At 34.6% G+C, this 24,847-nt stretch carries 22 protein-coding genes; 1 reads left to right on the top strand and 21 read right to left on the bottom strand.

What is annotated here, in order from left to right; translation table 11 throughout:
• Positions 1 to 45: 45 nt before the first annotated feature.
• Both pnpS and BHF71_RS02325 read right to left on the bottom strand, forming a co-directional pair.
• Complete coding sequence (gene pnpS, locus BHF71_RS02330) at positions 46 to 1,827, bottom strand: two-component system histidine kinase PnpS (RefSeq protein ID WP_069656064.1); 1,782 nt, start codon at positions 1,825 to 1,827, stop codon at positions 46 to 48.
• Positions 1,824 to 2,540, bottom strand: a complete 717-nt coding sequence (locus tag BHF71_RS02325) for a response regulator transcription factor (RefSeq protein WP_069656063.1) — start codon at positions 2,538 to 2,540, stop codon at positions 1,824 to 1,826. Before BHF71_RS02325 ends, pnpS begins: the two co-directional genes overlap by 4 nt.
• A gap of 154 nt (positions 2,541 to 2,694) precedes the next feature.
• Here BHF71_RS02325 and BHF71_RS02320 point away from each other — a divergent pair, with 154 nt between their 5' ends.
• Positions 2,695 to 3,090: a DUF3899 domain-containing protein gene (locus tag BHF71_RS02320; protein ID WP_069656062.1), complete on the top strand. Its 396-nt coding sequence runs from the start codon at positions 2,695 to 2,697 to the stop codon at positions 3,088 to 3,090.
• 137 nt (positions 3,091 to 3,227) lie between these two features.
• Here BHF71_RS02320 and BHF71_RS02315 read toward each other — a convergent pair whose 3' ends face one another.
• From BHF71_RS02315 to ystJ, 19 genes are all read right to left on the bottom strand, one after another.
• Complete coding sequence (locus tag BHF71_RS02315; RefSeq protein ID WP_069656061.1) at positions 3,228 to 4,190, bottom strand: ABC transporter ATP-binding protein; 963 nt, start codon at positions 4,188 to 4,190, stop codon at positions 3,228 to 3,230.
• Entirely contained in the window at positions 4,177 to 5,205 is a 1,029-nt protein-coding gene (locus tag BHF71_RS02310) for an ABC transporter ATP-binding protein (RefSeq protein WP_069656060.1), read from the bottom strand. The genes BHF71_RS02315 and BHF71_RS02310 overlap by 14 nt, the downstream gene beginning before the upstream one ends.
• Positions 5,206 to 5,221: 16 nt before the next feature.
• The gene (locus BHF71_RS02305; protein WP_069656059.1) at positions 5,222 to 6,145 is read right to left on the bottom strand and encodes an ABC transporter permease; all 924 of its coding nucleotides are present in this window, start codon (positions 6,143 to 6,145) and stop codon (positions 5,222 to 5,224) included.
• 1 nt (position 6,146) lies between these two features.
• On the bottom strand, positions 6,147 to 7,076 hold the full coding sequence (locus tag BHF71_RS02300; protein WP_176717282.1) for an ABC transporter permease: 930 nt from the start codon (positions 7,074 to 7,076) through the stop codon (positions 6,147 to 6,149).
• Positions 7,077 to 7,165: 89 nt separating this feature from the next.
• On the bottom strand, positions 7,166 to 8,782 hold the full coding sequence (locus BHF71_RS02295) for a peptide ABC transporter substrate-binding protein (protein ID WP_069656057.1): 1,617 nt from the start codon (positions 8,780 to 8,782) through the stop codon (positions 7,166 to 7,168).
• Between the two features lie 495 nt (positions 8,783 to 9,277).
• Positions 9,278 to 10,939 carry a peptide ABC transporter substrate-binding protein gene (locus BHF71_RS02290; protein ID WP_069656056.1) on the bottom strand — a complete coding sequence of 554 codons (1,662 nt, stop codon included), beginning with the start codon at positions 10,937 to 10,939 and terminating at the stop codon, positions 9,278 to 9,280.
• A gap of 366 nt (positions 10,940 to 11,305) precedes the next feature.
• Positions 11,306 to 11,860: a Fe-S-containing hydro-lyase gene (locus BHF71_RS02285; RefSeq protein ID WP_069656055.1), complete on the bottom strand. Its 555-nt coding sequence runs from the start codon at positions 11,858 to 11,860 to the stop codon at positions 11,306 to 11,308.
• A 93-nt stretch (positions 11,861 to 11,953) separates the two neighbouring features.
• On the bottom strand, positions 11,954 to 12,796 hold the full coding sequence (locus tag BHF71_RS02280) for a fumarate hydratase (RefSeq protein ID WP_141705317.1): 843 nt from the start codon (positions 12,794 to 12,796) through the stop codon (positions 11,954 to 11,956).
• Positions 12,797 to 12,953: 157 nt separating this feature from the next.
• Positions 12,954 to 13,892 carry a malate dehydrogenase gene (gene mdh / locus BHF71_RS02275; RefSeq protein WP_069656054.1) on the bottom strand — a complete coding sequence of 313 codons (939 nt, stop codon included), beginning with the start codon at positions 13,890 to 13,892 and terminating at the stop codon, positions 12,954 to 12,956.
• A gap of 19 nt (positions 13,893 to 13,911) precedes the next feature.
• Positions 13,912 to 15,207: an NADP-dependent isocitrate dehydrogenase gene (gene icd / locus BHF71_RS02270; protein ID WP_141705316.1), complete on the bottom strand. Its 1,296-nt coding sequence runs from the start codon at positions 15,205 to 15,207 to the stop codon at positions 13,912 to 13,914.
• Between the two features lie 158 nt (positions 15,208 to 15,365).
• Positions 15,366 to 16,478, bottom strand: coding sequence for a citrate synthase (citZ, locus tag BHF71_RS02265; protein ID WP_069656053.1), 1,113 nt, complete (start codon positions 16,476 to 16,478; stop codon positions 15,366 to 15,368).
• Positions 16,479 to 16,694: 216 nt separating this feature from the next.
• The gene (locus tag BHF71_RS02260; protein WP_245683805.1) at positions 16,695 to 17,174 is read right to left on the bottom strand and encodes a DUF441 domain-containing protein; all 480 of its coding nucleotides are present in this window, start codon (positions 17,172 to 17,174) and stop codon (positions 16,695 to 16,697) included.
• The gene (locus BHF71_RS02255; RefSeq protein ID WP_069656052.1) at positions 17,171 to 17,566 is read right to left on the bottom strand and encodes an FxsA family protein; all 396 of its coding nucleotides are present in this window, start codon (positions 17,564 to 17,566) and stop codon (positions 17,171 to 17,173) included. The genes BHF71_RS02260 and BHF71_RS02255 overlap by 4 nt, the downstream gene beginning before the upstream one ends.
• 189 nt (positions 17,567 to 17,755) lie before the next feature.
• Positions 17,756 to 19,510: a pyruvate kinase gene (gene pyk, locus BHF71_RS02250; RefSeq protein WP_069656051.1), complete on the bottom strand. Its 1,755-nt coding sequence runs from the start codon at positions 19,508 to 19,510 to the stop codon at positions 17,756 to 17,758.
• 55 nt (positions 19,511 to 19,565) lie between these two features.
• A complete protein-coding gene (gene pfkA, locus BHF71_RS02245) occupies positions 19,566 to 20,525 on the bottom strand; it encodes a 6-phosphofructokinase (RefSeq protein ID WP_069656050.1) in 960 nt (319 codons plus the stop codon).
• Between the two features lie 174 nt (positions 20,526 to 20,699).
• A complete protein-coding gene (gene accA / locus BHF71_RS02240) occupies positions 20,700 to 21,659 on the bottom strand; it encodes an acetyl-CoA carboxylase carboxyl transferase subunit alpha (protein WP_069656049.1) in 960 nt (319 codons plus the stop codon).
• Positions 21,659 to 22,516 carry an acetyl-CoA carboxylase, carboxyltransferase subunit beta gene (accD, locus tag BHF71_RS02235; protein ID WP_069656048.1) on the bottom strand — a complete coding sequence of 286 codons (858 nt, stop codon included), beginning with the start codon at positions 22,514 to 22,516 and terminating at the stop codon, positions 21,659 to 21,661. The genes accA and accD overlap by 1 nt, the downstream gene beginning before the upstream one ends.
• A 221-nt stretch (positions 22,517 to 22,737) precedes the next feature.
• Positions 22,738 to 23,415 (bottom strand): FadR/GntR family transcriptional regulator, encoded by a 678-nt coding sequence (locus BHF71_RS02230; RefSeq protein ID WP_069656047.1) that lies wholly within the window; start codon positions 23,413 to 23,415, stop codon positions 22,738 to 22,740.
• Between the two features lie 26 nt (positions 23,416 to 23,441).
• Positions 23,442 to 24,674: an NADP-dependent malic enzyme gene (gene ystJ / locus BHF71_RS02225; RefSeq protein ID WP_069656046.1), complete on the bottom strand. Its 1,233-nt coding sequence runs from the start codon at positions 24,672 to 24,674 to the stop codon at positions 23,442 to 23,444.
• Positions 24,675 to 24,847 lie beyond the last annotated feature (173 nt).

Here is a 24,847-nt window from a genome sequence, read left to right as displayed (position 1 = left end):
CTATCTTAAATACATAACAATCATCTTATACGTAATCAATTATGATTAGGTTTCATATATATCATACTTTTTTTTAGGAAATATAATAGTAAATTTTGAACCCTTTCCTACTCTACTTTCAACATGAATACTACCACCATGAGATTCAATAATATGCTTGACTATTGCAAGTCCAAGTCCCGTTCCCCCTGATTCTCTCGATCTGGCCTTATCTACTCGATAAAATCTCTCGAATATCCTTGGTAAGCTCTTCTCCGGAATTCCAATTCCAGTATCTTCGACCTCTATTTTAATGAAGTCTTTATTATGTTGATATAACCTAACTGTAATCGAACCGTTCTCCGGTGTATATGCAATACCATTATTTATTAGATTGATCATAACTTGTCTTAAGCGATCTTCATCGGCTTCTACTTGGACTTCATCCAATTCTTCGTAAATAGATATTTTATTTTTTTCTATTTGTGGTCGCATTGTTGCTATCGTTGATTGAATTAAAGATTTTAAATCTACTTTCGAAAAATTTAATATTTCTTTATTTTGTTCTATTTTTGTTAAATCCAATAGATCAGATATAAGTCGATGTAGACGGTCACTTTCTTTATGGATAATCTGTAAAAAGGTTCTTCTCGTGTCTTCATCATTTATTGTTCCATCTAATAATGTTTCGGTAAATCCTTTGACGGCAGTAATAGGTGTTCTTAATTCATGGGAAACGTTAGCAACGAATTCAGTTCTCATTTTCTCTAACCGTTTTATTTTGGTTATATCGATTAAAAGAACCAAAACATTATTTATCTCTCCACTAGAATCTAAAATTGGCACCACATTAGCATCTAAATATTTCTTTGTGGGATAATAAATGCCTATCTCAGTATGAATAGATTCTTTATTATTTATTGCGCGCTCTATCAACTCACTGATAGATTCTTGTTTTCCTACTTCATAGTGATATTTCCCTATCAAAGTATTTTCTGAAACACCAATTAGCCATTCCACTGCCGGATTTGCAAAGATTATTATTCCATTTTTATCTATAAGAATTACTCCACTTGACATGTTATTTAGCACTGTCGACAATTTTTTTTCATTTTCATGGATTGTTTTCATTTGATTTTCTAAGCTATCAGCCATTATATTGATGGCTCTACCTAATTGTCCTATCTCATCTTCCCTATTTATGTCTAACCTTTCACTATAATCTTTTTTGGTTATTTTTCGTGCAATTTCGGTGATATGTTCAAGCGGTTGAGTAATTCTATTTGTTAATTTAGTGCTGATAAAAATTGTAATCAAAAATACAATGGTAAGAGCTAAAATTAAGTTATACCAAAATCCTTTAATTGACGACCTGATCTCATGTAAAGGAAGTGCTAAACGGATAACCCCCAACAAATTATTATCCTTATAAAGTGGTGATGCTAAATATAACATATCAATTCCTAAAGTATCACTATAACGGATTTCCTTCCCTACTTTTCCTGATAACGCCACCAATACCTCTGGTCTATTCAAGTGGTTTTCCATTTTATTTTTATCATATTGAGAATCAGCTAAAACTTCCCCCTTTGTATTGATTAGCGTAATCCTTGTTGAAATGTCCTCTCCAAGTTCTTTTGCAAACTCCTCAAGATTATCCGTAAAATCGTATCTATCTTCAAGAGAAATTATCGTTGTTATCATATTAATTTCTTCAAAAAGCCGTTTTTCTAAGGCGTCAATATAAATATTTTGAATTAAATAAGAAATGTAAATTCCTAAAAAAAGAGCAAAAACTCCTATTATAAAAGTATAAATAAGCGTTAATCGATGCTTTATCCTTCTCATCTTATAACATCCTCAAATTTATAACCTATTCCTCTAATTGTTTTAATATATTTTGGCTTTTTTGTATCTTCTTCTATTTTGTCACGGAGATGGCTAACATGAACGTCCACTATCCTCGAATCTCCCATAAAATCATAATTCCAAACGGAATTTAATAACTGATCTCTTGTTAAAACCTTACCCCTGTGCTTTATCAAATATAACAATAGTTCAAATTCTTTCGGTGTTAAATCAAGTAGTTTTTCATGTAAACGCGCTTCATACTTATCCTCATCAATAACCAAGTCGCCGATTTTAACCCGATTACTCTCTTCTCTTTTCTCATTTACTCTATAGGATTCAATATTAGCTAAGCGCCGTAAAATTGCTTTAACACGCGCTGTTAATTCTCTTGGGCTAAATGGTTTAGTCATATAATCATCTGCACCAAGTTCTAGTCCCAGAATTTTATCCAGTTCTTCATCTTTAGCTGTAAGGAGGATAACGGGAATTTCGATATGATTTTTTCTTAATTCCTTTAATACTTCTATCCCATCTAATTCTGGTAACATAATATCTAAAACCATCAAATCAAATTTTTCTTGATTACATAATGAAACAGCATCTTTTCCATTATTGGCCGTATGAACGATATATCCTGATTTTTCTAAATTAAACTTCACTAAAGTAACTATTGATGGTTCATCATCTACTACCAATATGCTCTTTGCCATTAATTCCAAATCCTTTCACAATACAAATATTATTTTCAATTGCTATTATACTAAAAAATGTTATAATATTTATCAACATTTTGTCTCTTAATTAGATATTTGATATTATTAATTATGTCTTTATCATAACTACAATAAAATAAGGAAGGTTATTATGCGACATCGAATTTGGACTATTCGTATACTAATATCTTTAGGATTATCATTACTTTCTCTAATCATCGCATTCTTTTTAAAAGATAGTTTATTTCTCAATTATATTAATACATCATTTATGATCGGACTGTTTTTCTTAGTAATTAGCGGGATCTCTTATGTGATCATTTCAGGTTTTTTTGATGTTTTTGTAATTGGCTGGAAAAACTTGTTTTTTAAAAAAGATCCCTATGTGGATAAAAACCACTGGTCATACGATAATAATGTTAGTACGGTTGATGATGAAATTAAAAAACTAAGAAAAAAAGCTAAATTAGAATTATTTATCTATTTACCTCTATTCATTGGCTTTTTTCTAATTTCTCAATCATTCATTCTTCTGTTTTTGTTTTAAACTATTTATTAATTTTTAAGTTAAGCAAAGAACAAAAATGTTGACTCAAAATTAATTTTGGATTGTATTTTGTATAAGTGCGGCTTTTGCTTATCCACAAAAAATACCCTCGTTTCTGATGAAACGAGGGTTCCTTATTAATATAAATGACAAGCCACAAAATGGCCAGGTTGAGCTTCCTTAAATTCAGGCCTTTTTTCAGCACATATGTCCATAGCTTTAGGACAACGAGTTCTGAAAGGACAACCACTAGGTGGGTTCATTGGACTTGGAACGTCCCCTTCAAGAATAATTCTCTGACGAGTACGTTCAATCTCTGGATCAGGAATTGGAATGGCAGACAATAATGCCTCAGTATATGGATGAAGTGGATTTTCGTATAACTCAATACTTTCTGTTAACTCCACAAGATGACCCAAATACATAACTCCAATACGATCACTAATGTGTTTAACCATTGATAAGTCATGGGCAATAAATAGATATGTTAATCCTTTTTCTTTTTGAAGGTCCTGTAATAGGTTAACAACTTGAGCTTGAATTGATACATCCAACGCTGAAATAGGCTCATCAGCGATGATGAAATCAGGATCTAATGCTAATGCCCTTGCAATACCAATCCTTTGACGTTGACCACCACTAAATTCATGTGGAAATCTATTAGCATGTTCACGATTAAGGCCTACTGTATCCAATAAGCTATAAATACGTTCCAATCTTTCTTTGCCAGATAATAAGTTATGGATATCAATTCCTTCACCAATGATATCTGCAACTGTCATTCTTGGATTTAATGAAGCATAAGGGTCTTGGAAAATCATTTGCATTTCACGATTGAATTTTTTTAATTCTCTTCCCTTTAATTTTGTAACATCTCGACCCTTGAAGATTACCTCTCCTTCAGTAGGTTCATATAGTCTAATAATTGTTCTTCCTGTTGTAGATTTACCACAGCCAGATTCACCTACAAGTCCTAAGGTTTCTCCTCTTTTAATTGAGAAGTTCACACCATCAACTGCTTTAACTACACCATTTCCAACATTGAAATGTTTTTTTAGATTTTTTACCTCTAAGATAATTTCATTATTATTTTGCTTCATTATTTGCACCTCCAATCTTTATCGGTACATCCACTTTTGGTGCATCAGGGTGCTGAAGCCAACAATGTACTTTATGATCATCAGTAATCTTGGTTTCTTCTGGGAAGTGATTTACGCACACTTCCATCGCATAATCACACCTTGGATAGAATGGACATCCCTTTGGAGGATCTAGCAAATCTGGTGGTGTACCTTCGATTGATTCTAACCGTTGTCCTTTAGAATCCAATCTAGGAACAGATCGCAATAATCCCCAAGTATATGGATGTTGTGGATTGTAGAAAATATCATCTAAACTACCTTGCTCAATGATTTTTCCTGCATACATAACAACTACCCTTTGAGCTAAGTCAGCCACAACACCTAAATCGTGGGTAATTATGATAATTGAAGTACCAAATTTATTCTGTAAGTCCTTCATTAAGTCGATAATTTGTGCTTGAATAGTAACATCAAGAGCAGTAGTAGGCTCATCAGCTATTAATAATTTGGGGTTACAAGATAATGCAATAGCTATCATAGCCCTTTGTCTCATTCCACCACTGAATTCATGTGGATATTGTTTTACTCGTGCTTCAGGATTTGGAATACCAACTAAACGCAACATTTCAACTGCGCGTTCCATCGCTTCAGATTTATTTAAACCTTGGTGCTTGATAAGTCCCTCTGCTATTTGTTTACCGACAGTCATTGTTGGGTTAAGAGATGTCATTGGATCTTGGAAAATCATACCGATTGATGAACCACGAACCTTTTCCATCTCACTATTGTTTAAATTTAATAAGTCCTGACCATCAAATATAATTTCTCCATTTTTGTATACACCAGGAGGACTTGGGATTAACTGCATAATAGATTGTGAAGTAACACTTTTACCACTTCCTGATTCACCTACTATCGCAACAGCCTCTCCTTTTTTAACATCAAATGTAACTCCACGAATTGCCTTTACTTCGCCAGCATATGTCAAGAAGGAGACTTCTAAATCTTTTACTTCTAAAATTTTATCAGTCATAATACATTCTCCTCCATTACTTTCTTAATTTAGGGTCTAATGCATCGCGTAGACCATCGCCAAACACGTTAAATGCGAACATTGTTAGGGAAATCATAACTGCTGGGAAAAATAATCTCCACCAGTATCCGGATAACATAACAGCTACACCTTCATTAACCATTGTCCCCCAACTTGCTAAAGGTGCTTGTACTCCCAAGCCGATAAAGCTCAAAAATGCTTCGGCAAAAATCGCACTTGGAACAGTTAGAGTCATATTAACGATAATTGGTCCCATCGAATTTGGAATTAAATGTTTAAATAACAACCGCTTAGTACTAGCACCTAAGGTTCTAGCTGCTAATACAAATTCCATTTCTTTCAATTGCAATATCTGACCTCTAACTAAACGTGCCATACCAACCCAACCAGTTGCTGCCAAAGCCATGATAATAGTAATAATACCACGTGTTTCCATAACTACCATCATTAAGATAACTACTAGTAAGTAAGGTAAAGCATATAGAACGTCTACAATCCTCATCATTAATTGGTCTATTTTTCCACCACGATAACCAGATAACCCACCATATATAACTCCAATGATCAAGTCACTAAGCGCAGCCATGAGTCCGATTAATAGAGATACTCTTCCCCCGTTCCAAATACGAACAAATATATCCCTTCCAAGATCGTCAGTACCAAACCAATGTGCAGCAGATATTCCTTGGTTTTGATCTTCTAGCACTTGGAAATCATATGTGTAAGGGACTAAATACGGACCAAATAGTGCCATTACAACTAAAAAGATAATTAGCCCTAAACCAAACATAGCAAGGTTGTTCATTTTTAAACGTCGCCAAGCATCTTGCCAGAAATTAATGCTAGGTCGAGCTATAACTTCAGCCTCACTTTTGTCTACTTCAATTCTTCTAAACATTTCTTTAGTAATTTCCGGCATCCTATTCACCCCTTACTCCAACCTTAATTCTAGGGTCAATTAACCCATAAGCGACATCAACTAAAAAGTTAGCAGTAACAAGTACAGCACTGTAGAAGATTGTCGTACCTAAGATAACCGGATAGTCCCGATTATTAACACTTTTAACGAAGTATTTACCCATTCCAGGGATAGCAAAGATTTGCTCTACAACAAATGTACCTGTTAACAATGCAGCAGTTAAAGGTCCCAAAATAGTTATAACTGGCATTATCGCATTTCTAATGGTATGTCTCCATACCACGGCAAATTGACTTAGACCTTTTGCTCTTGCAGTCCTAATGTAGTCTTGTCCCAATACTTCTAACATATTTGATCTCATTAAACGAGCAATAACAGCCATTGCTTGTACTCCTAATGCAGTTGCAGGAAGTACTGTATGAGCAAATGTTCCCCATCTTGCAATAGGAAACCATCCCAATTTTACAGAAAAAACGTTAATTAAGAGGGGAGCTAATACAATGTTAGGAACGGATACCCCCAAAACTGCTATAACCATTGCTGTATAGTCTAGTGCACTATTATGTTTTAGTGCAGCAACTGTCCCTAAAGCAACCCCAAACATTACAGCAATAGTTAAAGCTTGTATCCCAAGTCTTGCAGACACTGGAAAATTATTCGCAATTATATCATTAACTGACTGGGTCTTCGAAAAATAAGATGGTCCTAAATCAAATTTTGTTAATTTTATCAGATAAGAAACATATTGTTCTGGTAACGACTTGTCCAATCCATAATATTTCATTAAATTCTCTTTAGTAGCTTCCGGCATTCTACCTTCCTTGGAAAAAGGGTCACCTGGAATTGCGTGCATCAAAAAGAATGTTAAAGTAACAATAACCCATAAAGTGACTACTAACATCCCTAAACGACGTAAAATAAACTTTAACAATAACATACACCTCCATTATTAAATGGGCATCAAGAGGGTGCTAGAGGTATGCAAACAAGCATACCCCTAACCCACAGATGTCAACACTATTACTTTTCAATATATGCCCAAGTATAGTCAGTTGCTCCGTCTCCGTGACGTACAACTCCTTTTACATAGTCTTGTTGGATATAAACTCTTGTATAGAAGTAGATAGGCGCAACAGCCATATCATCCAATAGGATTTTTTCTGCCTTAGATAATGCTTCTAGGCGAACCTTTTGATCAGCAGTGGATTTTGCTTTTTCAATTAAAGCATCGTATTCAGGATTGCTATACTTAGGACTGTTATTTCTACCACCAGTTACGTACATATCCAAGAAAGTCATTGGATCCATGTAGTCACCTAACCAACCATGACGGCCAATTTGGTAATCGCCAGAGTTTAAAGTTTCTAGGAAAACTTTCCATTCTTGATTTGTTAATTCAACGTCAACACCTAGGTTTTGTTTCCACATTGCTTGGATAGCTTCCGCAATCTTTTTATGTCCTTCGCTGGTGTTATATGAAATTGTAACCGTTGGTAATTCTGTAAGTCCTAACTCTTTTAAACCAAGCTCTAGGTATTTCTTAGCTTCACTTACATCTGGGATAAGATTGCCGTTATATTCACGGAAGTCAACTCCCATGTCTGGTGAAGATCCTGGAGGCACAAATCCGTATGCTGGTATTTGTCCACCTTTAGTTACTTGATTTACAATCGCATCACGGTCGATTGCTATTGAGAATGCTTTACGAATATTTTTGTTTTTAAAGATTTCATCTTGAGTATTAAATACATACATGTAAGTACCTAAGATTGGAGTTGATGTTGCTTCTCCCTTTTGAATTAATTCATATGTTAACTCTTGTGGAGCTGAATCAATATCAATTTCATTATTTAAGAATAATTGATACGCAGTATTGCTGTCATTAACCATTACCCAGCTAATCTCGCTTAACTTAACAGCATCTTTATTCCAATAATCCTCATTCTTTTTAACAATTACTTCAGAATCATGTTCCCAAGTTTCTAAAGTAAATGGACCATTACTTACGTAAGTTGATGCGTCAGCAGCCCAATCTGGATTTGATTCTACAACATTTTTATTAACTGGATATAAAGTACCAAATGCAGTTAATTGTAAGAAGTACGGAGTTGGTGCTTCTAGTACAACTTCTAAAGTCTTATCATCTAAAGCTTTAACTCCTACTTCGTCAGCAGTAGCTTCACCATTATTATAAGCTTCACCATTCTTTAAATAGTAAAGTTGGTAAGCATAGTCAGCTGCAGTATCTGGATTTAATACACGCTTCCAAGCATACTCAAAATCTTGAGCAGTTACTGGATCACCATTGCTCCAAAATACATTATCTTTAATATAGAAAGTGTAAGTTAATTGATCATCACTTATTTCCCAGCTTTCAGCCATACCGGAACCTTGTTGAACTTTTCCATCTTTATCCAAACGAACTAGTCCTTCCATCAAAACACGCAAAATTTCGAAAGAAGTACTATCTGAAGCTGTTGCTGGATCCAAACTTGGTGGTTCGGTGCGTGCGTTTAACCTTAGCACTTGTTCTGTTGCTTCATCTTCACTGGTTCCACTACCGCAAGCAACAAGCGTAATACTTGATGCCACTATGATAGTGAGAATCAGCAATAACCATTTGCTAGTCTTTCTCATAATGATGTCCCCCTTAAGTATTGTGTAATATGTGTGAGTTTATATTAAGGTTGTAAAACAACCTTATTACTTAATATGGTATTTTTTAGCTAAAATAATTACATCTTTTATAAAAGCGTCTAAAATTAAATCGCTTATGTATTTCCTTAATTTTCTGTTAATTGCGATTCTCTTAATATTTTGAATTATAAGCTAAAAAATTTAATAACGATATACTAGGATTATACTAGGTTACATAAAATATAACAAGTAGAAAATATTACTCCCGGATTTTATTAATAAAATTATCAGGTTATAGTAAGCACACTAGATATATATTAACATAGATTAAATATTCTGAATAGCATTTTATATAAACCAATTTACTTTTGCTATCATTATACCAATAGAAATTTTTAAAACTTTACTATTTTATTCTATTAAAATTAAAAAAATTGGGTAGTATGCTGAGATGCATACCACCCAATTTTTATATTTTGTAAATTAATTTAATTTTTACTTCTCAATATATGTCCAAGTGAAGTCAGTTGCTCCGTCACCGTGACGTACTACACCTTTTACATAGTCTTGTTGGATAAATACTCTTGTATAGAAGTAAATTGGTGCTACAACAGCTTCATCCATTAAAATCTTTTCAGCTTCAGCTAATGCTTCTAGACGAACCTTTTGGTCAGCAGTGGATTTTGCTTTTTCAATTAACGCATCATATTCTGGATTACTATAATGCGCTCCATTGTTTCCTCCACCTGTTACCCACATATCCATGAATGTCATTGGATCCATGTAGTCACCCAACCATCCATAACGACCGATTTGGAATTCTCCTGCATCGATAGTCTCTAGGTAAACTTTCCACTCTTGGTTGGATAATTCTACTTCTACACCTAAGTTATCTTTCCACATTGCTTGGATAGCTTGAGCGATCTTTTTGTGCCCTTCACTTGTGTTGTAAGAAAGAGTAATTGTTGGTAATTCTGTAAGTCCTAACTCTTTCATACCTAACTCTAGGTATTTCTTAGCTTCACTTACATCTGGAATAAGATCTCCGTTATATTCACGGAAGTCAACTCCCATGTCTGGTGAAGATCCTGGAGGTACAAATCCGTATGCTGGTATTTGTCCACCTTTAGTTACTTGATTTACAATCGCATCACGGTCGATTGCTATTGAGAATGCTTTACGAATATTCTTGTTTTTAAAGATTTCATCTTGGGTGTTAAATAAGTACATATAAGTACCTAAGATTGGAGTTGATGTTGCTTCTCCCTTTTGAATTAATTCATACGTTAACTCTTGTGGAGCTGCATCAATATCAATTTCTTTATTTAAGAATAATTGATATGCAGTGTTATCGTCGTTAACCATTACCCAGCTAATCTCATCTAACTTAACTTCATCCTTATTCCAGTAATTTTCATTTTTAGTAACAACTACTTCAGAATCATGTTCCCAGCTAGCTAACTTAAATGGACCATTACTTACATAAGTTGATGCATCAGCAGCCCAGTTTGGATTTGATTCTACAACATTTTTATTAACTGGATATAAAGTACCAAATGCAGTTAATTGTAAGAAGTACGGAGTTGGTGCTTCTAGTACAACTTCTAAAGTCTTATCATCTAAAGCTTTAACTCCTACTTCGTCAGCAGTAGCTTCACCATTATTATAAGCTTCACCATTCTTTAAATAGTAAAGTTGGTAAGCGTAGTCAGCTGCAGTCTCAGGGTTTAAAACACGTTTCCAAGCATACTCAAAATCTTGAGCAGTTACTGGGTCACCATTGCTCCAGTAGATGTCATCTTTTAGGTAGAAAGTGTAAGTTAATTGATCATCACTTACTTTCCAATCCTTAGCCATACCTGAACCTTTTGTAACTTGACCATTCTTATCTAGACGTACTAGACCTTCCATAAGAACACGTAAAATTTCGAAGGAAGTACTATCAGTTGCTGTACCTGGATCCAAACTTGGTGGTTCAGTACGAGCATTTAATCTTAATTTTTGTTCAACAGCTGGCTTATCTTTGTCAGTAGTACCAGATGTTGAACTTTGTTCTGTAGGTTCGTCGCTAGTATCTGTACCACAAGCAACTAGACCAACGCTTGCTACGATTACAATAGCAAGAAATAATACTAACCATTTGCTAGTCTTTTTCATAATTTTCCCCCTTGTATTTTAATAATTTATTGCAAAGGTTGATTCATCAACCTTTAACACCATAATAAAGTTATTACTACCTCTAAATAAAACCAAATGATAATCTAGTGAACATTATTTGTATTCTTAATTTTCTGTTAATTAAATCTACCAATAATCTACAGGTTATTTATGAAAATAAGATATTTGGGGACTAGATTCTAATCCCCTTCTACTAAATTATTCTACAAAATGATTTTAAATTATATAATTATCCTACTTGTTGTATATAATAACATAGATTAAATATTCTGAATAGATGTTTTTTAAAAAATTATATTTTTTAATAATTTTCGCATAATTAAATCTCTCAAAACACTTGATACATTAGTATTTTCGATATTTTTCAGCACCTTGGAGATATAAGTCATTACCATGAACATCATTGATTACGATCACTGGAAAGTTCTCAACTTCTAACTTTCTGATAGCTTCAGGACCTAAATCTTCATATGCAATCACTTCGGCTTTTTTGATTCTTTTAGCAATTAATGCACCTGCACCACCAACTGCAGCCATATATACCGCTTTATTCTTAATCATAGAGTCCTTTACTTCTTGACTCCTACCACCTTTTCCAATCATTCCACGCAATCCTAAATCTAATAATGTTGGTGAATATTTATCCATCCGATAGCTAGTAGTAGGACCTGCGGATCCTATTACTTTACCTGGTTTAGCCGGAGTTGGGCCAACAAAATAAATCAGCTGATCCTTTATGTCAAATGGAAGTTCCTTACACTGCTCAACCAATTCTACCAATCTTTTATGAGCTGCATCTCTAGCGGTATAGATTACACCTGAAATATATACTTGATCACCAGCTTTTAATTTAGAAATCTCTTCTGCAGAAACTGGAGTTGTTAAATATACCTTTGCCATATTTTCTCCCCCTTTTAATCGGAAAATCCTTATTGATATACTTTTAAAATAGTAATGATCCTAACCAACAATACGATAATATAATCCAATAATTTATAAAATAACCTCTTTATGTCTTCCGGCATGACAGTTAATATTAACTGCAACTGGAAGTGATGCTATGTGAGCTGGATAAATTTCTATATGAACATCTAACGCTGTCGTCCTTCCTCCCATACCTTGCGGACCAATTCCTAGCTTATTGATTTTTTCTAGTAACTCTTCTTCTAACTCAGCTATTTCTGGCAATTTGCTCCTCTTTCCAATTTCTCTAAATAATGATTTCTTAGCTAAATATGCTGCCTTTTCAAACGTTCCTCCAATACCTACCCCAACAACAATAGGTGGACAAGGATTTGGTCCTGCAGTTTTTACACATTCAATGATAAAATCCTTAACACCTTCAACACCATCTGATGGCTTCAGCATTTTAAGAAAAGACATATTCTCACTGCCTCCACCTTTTGCAGACATATGGATCTTCAGCTGATCACCTTCAACTAGTTCGATATGGATAATAGCTGGGGTATTATCACCAGTATTTTTTCTCTCTAAAGGGTGACCTACAATCGATTTGCGAAGATACCCTTCTTTATACCCCCTTCTAACACCTTCATTTATAGCATCATTTAGATTTCCACCAACAATATGAACATCTTGTCCTAACTCCACAATAAACACCGCAAAACCAGTATCTTGACAGATAGGAACCCTTTCTGTGCGTGCAATCTCAACATTTTCAAGGAGTTGATTTAATACATCCCTACCGGTTGGAGACTCTTCTTTATTTAGTGCTTGTTTAAAAGCATTTTCTACATCTCCACCTAAATCAAAGTTAGCAGTTTGAACCATTTTGGATACAGCATCAACGATTCTATCAATATGAATTTCTCTCAATGTTCTTCCCTCCACCTTATTTTATGGATTTTTTCTTTTATTTTAACATAACTTACTTTTAGAAAATGAAAAAATATTCTAACTATCTTTAATTAAAAATTTATTAAACCCCGAAGAAATCTCCGGGGCTTAAATAGTTAACATCGAATTTTAACAACTATCTAACTAACTTAATTACGTTTTCGACAGCTTCAGCAGACTTGTCTAATGCAGCCTTTTCCTCTTCTGTCAACTCCAATTCAAATACCTTCTCGATACCGTTACCACCTATTAAGGTTGGCACTCCTAAATAAATATCGTTATAACCGTATTCACCTTCTAGATAAGCAATAGTTGGAATAATACGCCTCTTATCTTTAATTATCGCCTCAGCCATTTGGGCCAAAGCTGCTGCAGGTGCATAATAAGCGCTTCCATTTCCTAATAGATTTACTATTTCACCGCCACCTTTACGTGTACGCTCAACAATAGCATCCAACTCTTCCTTAGGTAATAATTTTTCTAACGGAATTCCCCCAGCAAAGGAATATCGAATTAACGGTACCATAGTATCTCCATGACCACCCAAGACAAAGCCAGTCACATCTTCTACAGAAACTTGGAGAGCCTGAGCTACAAATGTTCTAAATCTAGCAGTATCTAATACTCCGGATTGTCCGATAACACGCTCTTTAGGAAAACCAGTAACTTTATAGGCAACATAAGTCATTGCATCAACAGGATTCGACAAGACGATTACAAAGGAATTAGGAGCATAATTTTTAACCTGTTCAGCAACTGATTTCATTATCTTCGCGTTGATATTGATTAAATCATCGCGGCTCATACCAGGTTTTCGTGCGACACCGGCAGTAATTATAACGATATCAGAATCCGCAATATCTTCATAATTGCTTGTCCCAATAATATTTGCATCCACACCTAAAACGGGTGTTGCCTCTAACATATCTAACGCCTTACCCTTTGTAGGATTCTCTAATTGCGGAATATCAACTAATACTATATCACCTAACTCCTTTTGAGCTAGATACAATGCTGTGGTTGACCCAGTAAAACCAGCTCCAATAACAGCAATCTTATTTCGTTTCATCGCCATTTTTGTTGTCCCCCTAATCTTACATATTCTTGATTAGTTCATTACCAAACTCTGAACACTTTAACTCAGTAGCACCTTCCATTAATCTAGCAAAATCGTAAGTTACCTTCTTACTTGAAATTGTCTTTTCCATAGCTTCTATAATTATATCTGCTGCTTCATCCCATCCCATATAACGTAACATCATCTCTCCTGATAAGATTACAGAAGATGGGTTTACCTTATCTAAACCTGCATATTTAGGTGCTGTTCCATGTGTTGCTTCAAATAATGCAATTCCAGTTGTATAATTGATGTTTGCTCCTGGAGCAATACCAATACCACCAACTTGCGCTGCAAGTGCATCAGAAATATAGTCACCGTTTAAGTTCATTGTTGCAATTACGTCATATTCTCTTGGTCTTGTTAAGATTTGTTGTAAGAAAGCATCAGCAATAACATCTTTTACAATAATCTTTCCAGCCGCTATCGCTTCATCTTGAGCCCTATTTGCAGCATCTTTTCCTTCATTTTCTAGAATACGATCATATTGAGCCCATGTAAATACTTTATCACCAAACTCTTTTTCTGCTACCTCATAACCCCAATTCTTAAACGCTCCCTCAGTATACTTCATAATGTTACCTTTATGAACTAAAGTAACACTTTTACGATTATTCTTAATTGCATATTCGATCGCCGAACGCACTAAACGGTATGTACCTTCTTTAGAAACAGGCTTGATACCGATTCCGGACGTTTCTGGGAAGCGAATTTTTTTAACTCCAAGTTCATCTTGTAGGAAATCTATAAGTTTTTTAACTTCAACAGACCCTTCCTGCCATTCTATACCTGCATAAATATCTTCTGCATTTTCGCGGAAAATAATCATATTTGTCCATTCAGGATGTTTAACTGGTGAAGGTACTCCTTTAAACCAACGAACTGGTCGTACACAAGCATATAAATCTAATTCTTGACGTAAAGCAACGTTTAAAGAACGAAAACCACCACCAACCGGTGTTGTTAATGGACCCTTTATTCCAACCAAGTATTCTCTCATCGCAGTCAATGTATCTTCAGGAAGCCATTCACCCCATTTATCATATGACTTTTCACCAGTATATACTTCAAACCATTCGATTTTTCTCTTACCATTATACGCCTTTTCAACTGCGGCATCCAAAACTTTTTGTGCAGCAGCCCAAATATCTGGCCCTGTTCCATCTCCCTCAATAAATGGAATGATTGGATTATCTGGAACATTTAACTTTCCATTTTCCATTGTGATTTTTTCTCCGTTAGTTGGCATATCGAACTTCTTAAAAATTGACATAATAGTATTTACCTCCCACTTTCCCCTATTCTTAATAGTTTCTTTGTAAATTTCTTTAAATTTTTAAATCTTTATATAATAATCTCTATATTAAATAATAACACGAAAAATATAAATTTTTTTATCTATTTTTATATTCAGATAATTTTCGTTGCAAACTACCTCTTTTCAATCGGTACATATTCTTGATGTGTCGGACCAGTATATTCTGCACGCGGACGAATTAGACGATTATTTCTGTATTGTTCCATCATATGAGCAGTCCAACCAGATGTGCGACTAATAGCAAATATTGGAGTGAACAAATCTCTAGGAATACCTAAATATGTGTATACTGATGCCGAATAAAAGTCTACGTTTGGTAGTAATCCAATTTTTGCGGTAACAATCTCATTTATTTTAACTGACATATCGTACCATTTAGTGTCTCCATTTAATTCTCCTAATTGGCGGGACATCTCTTTTAAGTGTTTCGCACGTGGATCACCTTGTTTATAAACACGGTGACCAATACCCATGATTTTTTCTTTTTTTGCAAATTTTTCTTCTAAATATGCTTCAATTCGATCCAATTCGCCAATTTCTTCAAGCATAGCCATAACTCGTTCATTCGCTCCACCATGTAAAGGCCCTTTTAATGTTCCAATTGCAGAAACAATTCCAGAATGCATATCAGACAAAGTGGCAACGGTTACACGAGAAGCAAAAGTAGAAGCATTAAACTCATGATCAGCATGTAAAACTAATGCCTTATTAAAGGCTTCAATAGATATCTTATCAGGCTTTTCTCCATTTAACATATATAAAAAGTTTTCTGCAAAACTTAATGATGGATCAGGTGACAAAGGCTCTAAATCATTTCTTACTCTATGAAAAGCAGCAACTATCGTAGAAATCTGCGTTAGTAAACGTTTGGCTTTTCTTAGATTCGCCTCATCCGATAGATCTTGCATATCTGGATCATATAATGATAACGTAGAGACTGCTGTTCTCAGAGCTGCCATCGGATTAACATCCTTTGGAAATTTTTTGATAGTTTCGATAATCTCATTAGGAAGGTTACCCATACTATTAAGCTCTTCTTTAAATTTCGTTAATTCATCAATGTTAGGTAACTTACCGTACCATAGCAGATAAACCACTTCTTCAAACTCTGAATTAGTAGCCAAATCATCAATATTATAACCTCTATAGGTTAAAGTTGCCCCAACAATTGAGCTGATGGATGATTGAGCCGCTATAATACCTTCTAGACCTTTTGAAGCTGTCATAAATACCTCTCCCCTTTTTGATTTAAATTTAGATATAATTACTACCTTCAACTACGACGATTAGTAGAAAAAGAAAGCTATATTTTTTTATAAACCCTATCCTAGTTAAATTTTAATATATTACAACGGTTTTGTGAATAACTATTCACATTTTTCTAAAAGATTATATTATTTTTTATTATTTGAAAATTTACAGTTTAAAAGAGGGGTGAAACATCAAGATTTATTTAAGATGTTCACCAATTCCAAAATTCTTATTATAGACATTGCAATACCAGCTCCAATCAACGGTCCAACCGGTACTCCTTTTAAAAAAACAACTCCTAGGATTGTACCAACCACTAAAGAAATTGTTACTTGTGGAGATTGGTCTAGTAATTGAACTCCATATGCGCCAAATATTGCTACGAGGATACCAGCAAACAATGCTATTAATCCATAACTAGACATCAAAGAATGATACATATCTAATAAACTAATTTGCCCAGTGGCAATAGGAGTCAATACTGCAACGGTAATAATGATAATCCCAACTTTAATCCCCTGTTTATCAAGAACAGGAAAAATATTATTTCCTAACCCACTAAACCTGATTACCAACAATATTATTACAGAAATTACAATAGAGTCATTTTTACCAAATACACCTAATAAGAGTAAGAATAGCAAAAAGATAATTTCCTGCGAAATAATCAATGAATTTTCCTCCAATATAAATCGCCATTCATCATTTTTTTCTCTAACCATTTTTTTAAATAATATTGAATTATTTTGCGTGTAGTTGGTAATACCAATATGAATCCGACGGCATCTGTAAAAAATCCAGGAGTTAACAATAATAAGCCACCAGCAAAAATACTAATCCCATCTAATATAGCTTTACCCGGGATTTCACCTCTTCTTAGACTATATTGTGCACTGGTCCATGTTTTTAATCCCTCTTGTTTTGCCAAGTACGCCCCAATTACTCCAGTGGCTATAACAGCTAAAAAGGTCTGAAAACCACCGATAAATTGTGCCGCAGTTACAAGTCCCCAAATTTCTAATGCTGGAATTCCTATCATTAACACTAATATAACCCTAAACATTACTACCCCCCCTGATTAAAAGTAAGAAATCTTCGTTTCCACTAAGATAATGATTGCTTAATATTATTGATAATTTTTAACTATATTCTATCACAAATATCAAAAATCTAAGAATCATTATCCAAATCAACTATTAAACAGATAAAGAGAGGCTAAATAAGCCCCTCTCGTCATTATATATTTATTATCTTATATTAGTTTACTTTGACCTACATAAACGTGCCCACGTCCAGTATCTACGGTAACAATCATTCCGTCTTCAAATTTATTATAAGCGTTCTCGGCACCAACTATAACCGGAATTCCTAATTCAATTCCTACAACAGCAGCATGGGAAGTTAATCCACCTTCTTCAGTAATAACTGCTGAAGCCTTCTTAAAGGCATCCATCATATCTTTATCTGTGCTAATTGTAACTAACACAGCCCCTTCTTCCATTTTTTCTCTAATTTCAGCTGCATTTTTTCCTTTTACTACTTTTCCGGTTACAACCTTATTCCCAATACCTTGTCCTCTTACTGTCAAATCCCCAACTAGATGTACTTTCATAAGGTTTGTGGTTCCCGGTTGTCCTACAGGTACTCCAGCCGTGATAACAACTAGGTCACCATGCTTAATATAACCTGCTTCTAAAACCTTTTCAACTGAAGAAGTTAACATCTCATCAGTAGAATTTAATGTAGTTCCTATTACAGGAATTACCCCCCAAACAAGACTAAGCTTCCGTAGAACATCTTCATGAGGTGTAACTGCAATAATAGGTGCCTTAGGACGGTATTTAGAAACAAATTTTGCAGTTTGTCCACTTTCTGTAGGAGTTAAGATTGCATTCACATCTAGATCAATTGCTGTGTTAACTACAGACTCACTGATAGCATCTGTCACTGTAGTATGTTTTGCCTTACTTCTATTTTTGAAAATTTCTTTGAAATTCAAGGACTCTTCAGTACGCATTGCAATACGAGCCATTGTTGCTACAGATTCAACAGGATACTTTCCAGCAGCAGTTTCTCCAGATAACATAATCGCATCTGTTCCATCAAAGATAGCATTTGCTACATCGCTTGCTTCGGCACGGGTAGGCCGTGGATTGCGTTGCATCGAATCAAGCATCTGGGTAGCAGTAATGACTGGTTTACCAGCCTCATTACACTTATTAATAATCATTTTTTGTACTAATGGTACGTCTTCTGCTGGAATCTCTACCCCAAGGTCTCCTCTAGCGACCATTATTCCATCAGAAACTTGCAAGATCTCATCAATATTTTCTACACCCTCTTGATTTTCGATCTTAGAAATAATTTGAATATCAGCATCATATTCTTCTAAAATCTTTCTTATTTCCAAAACGTCACTTGCTTTTCTAACAAAGGATGCAGCGATAAAATCTAATCCCTGCTCGATACCAAAACGAATGTCATTAGCATCCTTCTCAGTAATACCTGGTAAATTAATTTTTACCCCTGGTACATTTACACCCTTTTTACTCTTTAAAATTCCACTATTTAATATCTTACAATGAATTTCATTTTCTTCAATTTCTAAAACTTCAAGACCGATTAAACCATCATCGATTAAAATAGTTGAACCAGGACTAACATCATTTGGTAATCCATCATAGGTTATAGAGATTTTATGTTCATCTCCAATTATTTCTTCGGTGGTTAAAATAATGTTCTCTCCCTGTTTTAATTCAACCTGTGGAGCACCAATTACTCCCGTACGGATTTCCGGACCTTTAGTGTCTAAGAGGATAGCCACAGTTTTACCAGTTTCTTTCGCAGCTTGCCTAATATTATTAATTCTTGCACCATGCTCCTCATAATCACCATGAGAAAAATTTAATCGTGCCACATTCATTCCATTTTCAATTAATTTCTTTAATACTGCAACTTCTTCACTTGCTGGTCCAATAGTACATACAATCTTTGTCTTTCTATACATTTAATGCCACACTCCTAATTTTAGTTTAATCATTCACCTATTATTATTTTATCTTTTAGATAGCCAAAATACTTGCCAATTGATAAAGGGAAAGATCTACCCTATGTTTTTGCATTAGTGCATCATCAATTGATAAAGAAATAATTTGATTATTTTTTATTCCTACCATATATCCTGATTTGTTTTTCATTAACATTTCTACAGCTTCAGCACCTAATCTACTTGCCAATACACGGTCAAATGCAGTTGGAGAACCTCCTCTTTGAATATGACCTAAAACAGTAACCCGAGTTTCTTGCCCTGTTTTTTCCTTAATTTGTCTAGCAAAATCAACTCCACTACCGACACCCTCGGCAACAATGATTATACTATGTTTCTTTCCACGTTTACGACCACGTTCTAGACGGTCTATAATTTCATCCATAGTAAAGTACGCTTCAGGAATTATGATGCTTTCGGCACCATCAGCTAAACCAGACCACAAAGCAATATCCCCAGCATTACGTCCCATAACTTCAATCACATAGGTTCTTTCATGAGAAGTTGCGGTATCCCTAATTTTATCTATTGCATTGATTACTGTATTAATAGCTGTATCAAAGCCAATCGTAAAATCTGTTCCAGGTATATCATTATCAATAGTACCGGGAACACCTACTGTTAAAATACCATGTTCTGCTAATTTTTGAGCTCCTTGGAAAGAGCCATCCCCACCGATAACAACTACGCCTTCAATTCCATGGTTTTTCAATTGTTCAACAGCTTTTTTCTGTCCTTCAGGTGTCTTAAATTCTTCACTTCTTGCAGAATAAAGAATCGTTCCCCCTCTATGTATAATATCTCCCACAGAACCAATGTCTAATTTTTTGATTTCACCATTTATCATTCCAGTATAACCACGATAAATACCATATACTTCTAAATTATGATAATACCCTTTTCTAACTACAGCCCTTATAGCTGCGTTCATTCCCGGTGAGTCACCACCACTAGTTAGAACAGCAATACGTTTCATTTTAATCACCTCAATAAAATCTTATATTTAAATAGTACCTTCTATACACATATTTGTCCATACGGGACTTTTTTCGTCCTTCGTTAATAAAAAATAGTGTACCCTTTAGGGTACCCTCATATATTTATTATATCATGAATAGGTAGATTTTATTGAAATCTTATAAGTTATTTATCATAACACAGATATAAACTTGCCAATTTTTCTAAACTTTTGATACCTTTGTTCAACAAGTTGCTCTTCATTTAAACTTTGTAATTCTTTAAGTGATTTTTCAATAGCCATCTTTATTTCTAAAGACTGGAGTTTTATATCTTTATGTGCACCACCTAAGGGTTCAGGTATTATACTTTCGATGATACCAAATTCTAAAGCATCTTCAGAGGTTATCTTCATAGTATTGGCAGCTTTTTCAGCCATCGAGGCATCTTTCCATAATAAAGCTGCTGCACCCTCTGGCGATATTACAGAATAAATAGCATTTTCTAACATGTGAATATGGTTACCAATACCTAACGCTAAAGCACCACCACTTCCACCTTCACCGGTTACAATACAAATCAAAGGAACTTTTAATGATGCCATTTCCCTCAAATTACGCGCGATCGCTTCGCTTTGACCTCTTTCTTCAGCTTCCACCCCAGGATAAGCACCTGCAGTATCGATAAAACAAATGATCGGACGTTTAAATTTATCAGCTTGATACATCAATCTTAATGCCTTTCTGTAACCTTCCGGATGTGGCATCCCAAAGTTTCTTCTGATATTCTCTTTGGTATCCCTTCCTTTTTGATGCCCAATTACAGTAACTGGTGTTCCGTTGAATTTAGCAATCCCACCTACAATAGCCGGGTCATCACCATACTGACGATCTCCATGCAGTTCGATAAAATCACTAAAAATATGTTCAATATATTGTAATGTTGTTGGCCTTTCCGGGTGGCGAGCAATTTGGGTTTTATTCCAAGGAGTTAAAGAACTATAAATTTCTTTCTCAAGTTTTTCTGCTTTTTTTTCTAATTCTTTGATTTCATCAGAAAAATCGATTTCTTCAGTATCAATAAAACGCTTTAATTCCTCGATTTTTTTTCGCAATTCAATTAGGGGTTTCTCAAAGGATAATTCAGACGCCATCACATCCCCCCCTTTACTTGATGGATATCAATCAATTTGATTAAAGTTTTTCTCATGTCTTTTCTATGGACAATCATATCTAGTTGTCCATGTTTAAGTAAAAATTCAGAGGTTTGGAAATCGTCAGGTAATTTTTGTCTGATTGTCTGTTCAATAATTCTTCTCCCAGCAAACCCTATTAATGCATTAGGTTCAGCAATATTTATATCTCCTAGTGAAGCAAAACTAGCTGATACACCTCCAGTTGTTGGGTTTGTTAAAACTGAGATGAATAAAATACCTTTTTCATGTAATTTCGCTAATGCCGCACTGGTTTTAGCCATTTGCATTAAGCTTAAAATCCCTTCTTGCATCCTTGCCCCTCCTGAGGCAGAAAATAAAATAAATGGGTATTGCTTGACTAGCGCTTTTTCAATTGCCCTCGTAATCTTCTCACCTACAACAGATCCCATGCTTCCCATCCGAAAACGTGAATCCATAACCCCAATAACTACGGGATAACCACCGATGGTACCTTCACCAGTTACTACTGCCTCATTTAAATTGGTCTTTTCCATATCTTTTTCTAATTTATTGATATAACCTTCAAAATTGAGAGGGTCAGTAGAAATTAAGTCTGTATCGTATTCAAAAAAATTACCGTCATCTAAAACCATCCTAACCCTATCTGGAGCAGATACAGTTAAATGATGATCACAATGGGGACAAACATGATAATTTTTTTCCAATTCCTTTGCAAATGTAATCTTATGACACTTATTACATTTGACTATTAAGCCCTCGGGAATATCCTTTTTGGAACGCTCGGATGGAATAGTGGCATACCTTTTCTTCTTATGGAAAAAATTTTTTAACACGATAACACCTCACTAAAGGAATATAAAGAGGTTAATAGCATCAGTAAAATTTATATGATATATGATTTATTATATAAACAATTCGTTTTGATAATAATATTATAACTGTACAGCTATTGCAAGAAATGAATAACTGTAGTTTTTTACAATAATCAAAACTATTAATAAGAATGGAACTTATTCTCAAATCATGAACAAGTTCCATTTAATTTAAAACTAATCTAAGCATAAAATTCACTTTTAGCTAAATGTGCTCTCATTTGTTGTTCAGCTTCTTTAACATTTTTATCTTTTAAAGCTCTAATAATCTTCTTATGCTCTGAGATTGACACTTCCGGTCTTCCGTTGCGCTCTAAAGAACCCTCTAATATTGTTTTCCCGTATTCAATAGCCATATTCCAAATTTTATATAAAAGTTTATTATCACTTGCTAAGGCTATTGTTTTATGGAATAGATAATCCTCATTTAAAGGAATTTCACCCGATTTAACCTTTTCTTCCGAGCGTTTGAGTATTTCTTCTAATTCTTGAATATACTCTTTAGTAATCCGCTCAGCTGCCAATCTTACCAGATCAATCTCAATTATTTTTCTTAGTTCAAGTAAATCTTTCTTAGCTTTTTCATTTCTCAAAACATAAAAAGAGATTATTTCAACTAAACGATGAGAATTATGATCTTCGATATAAGTTCCTTCGCCACGTCTAGTGGAAATTAAACCGAGGAGCTCCAATGCCCTTAATGCTTCACGAACTGATGACCTACCAACATTCAAACGTTCTGCAAGTTCCCTTTCAGAAGGTAAGCGATCACCAATAGTCAACTTATCTTCCTCAATAATATCATTTATTTTTAGTAGAACTTCCTGGTATAGTTTAAGATTTTGGCTATCACCAAGCATCGGCGCACCTCTTTCACTTATTTAATCTATTTTATGACTGCCATTTTTTTAGTTTTTTCTTCAATTTCATTTGGATCTACATTAATTCTAGCAACTCCTGAATCCATAGCAGCCTGTGCAACCCTAGCTGCAACACGTGAAGCAACACGTGGATCAAATGGATCTGGGATTACATAATCTTCATTAAGCTCTTCTTCAGATATTAACTCTGCAATCGCATATGCTGCAGCTATTTTCATTTCTTCATTTATATCTGTTGCCCGTACATCTAATGCCCCTCTAAATAGCCCAGGGAATGCTAAAACGTTATTAACTTGGTTAGGAAAATCTGAACGTCCAGTCCCAACAACTTTCGCCCCAGCCTTCTTAGCATCTTCTGGGAAAATCTCTGGGGTTGGGTTTGCTAGTGCAAAAATGATAGGATTTTCATTCATTCCTTTAATCATATCTTGCGATAACGCTCCAGCCACGGATACACCGATGAATACATCTGCTCCCTTTAATGCATCCTTTAAATCACCAGATACTTTATCCCTGTTAGTAATTTTAGCAATTTCTTCTTTAAAAGGATTCATTCCGTAAGGACGTCCTTCATAAATGATACCTTTGGTATCGCACATGATAACATCCTTAACTCCCATGCTCATTAAAAGTTTAATTATTGCAATACCTGATGCACCAGCACCATTAGCTACTACTTTAATTTTATCTATCTTTTTATTAACAATTTTTAAAGCGTTAATTAAACCTGCTAATGTTACTATCGCTGTTCCATGTTGGTCATCATGGAATATTGGGATATTAGTCTCTTTTTTTAATCTTTCTTCAATAATAAAACAATTTGGTGCCGCAATATCTTCTAGGTTAACACCACCAAAAGTTGGTTCTAATAATTTAACTGTTTCTACGATCTTATCAATATCAGTGGTATCAAGGCAAATTGGAAAAGCATCTACTCCAGCAAAGTTTTTGAATAGGACTGCCTTTCCTTCCATTACAGGCATCGCTGCTTCTGGTCCGATATTACCAAGCCCTAAAACAGCCGTACCATCAGAGACTACAGCTACAGTATTACCTTTCATGGTATAGTCATATACCTTCTCTTTGTCATCGTGGATTTCAATACAAGGTTCTGCTACACCTGGAGAATAAGCCAAACTAAGGTCGTGAGCATCAACAAGTTTTACTTTTGCTTTAACCTCTAATTTCCCTTGACTCTCTCGATGCATTTTTAATGATTCTTCTTTTAAAGTAGCCACAGCTATTCATCCCCTAACCCTATTATTTTATTTCTTTAAAGTATTGTTAGAATTAAAAGTGGTCTGACCACCCCTATTATACCAAAAAAGAAACTGATAAAACACATAAATCAAATTAAATAGATTATTAGAATAATAGTGAATTTTCTAAAAAAAATCACAAAATATTATAG

It is taken from the genome of Vulcanibacillus modesticaldus (assembly GCF_001730235.1).
In the GTDB taxonomy this organism is placed as follows: Bacteria; Bacillota; Bacilli; order Tepidibacillales; family Tepidibacillaceae; genus Vulcanibacillus; species Vulcanibacillus modesticaldus.
This window is presented reverse-complemented; position numbering and strand designations above follow the sequence as displayed.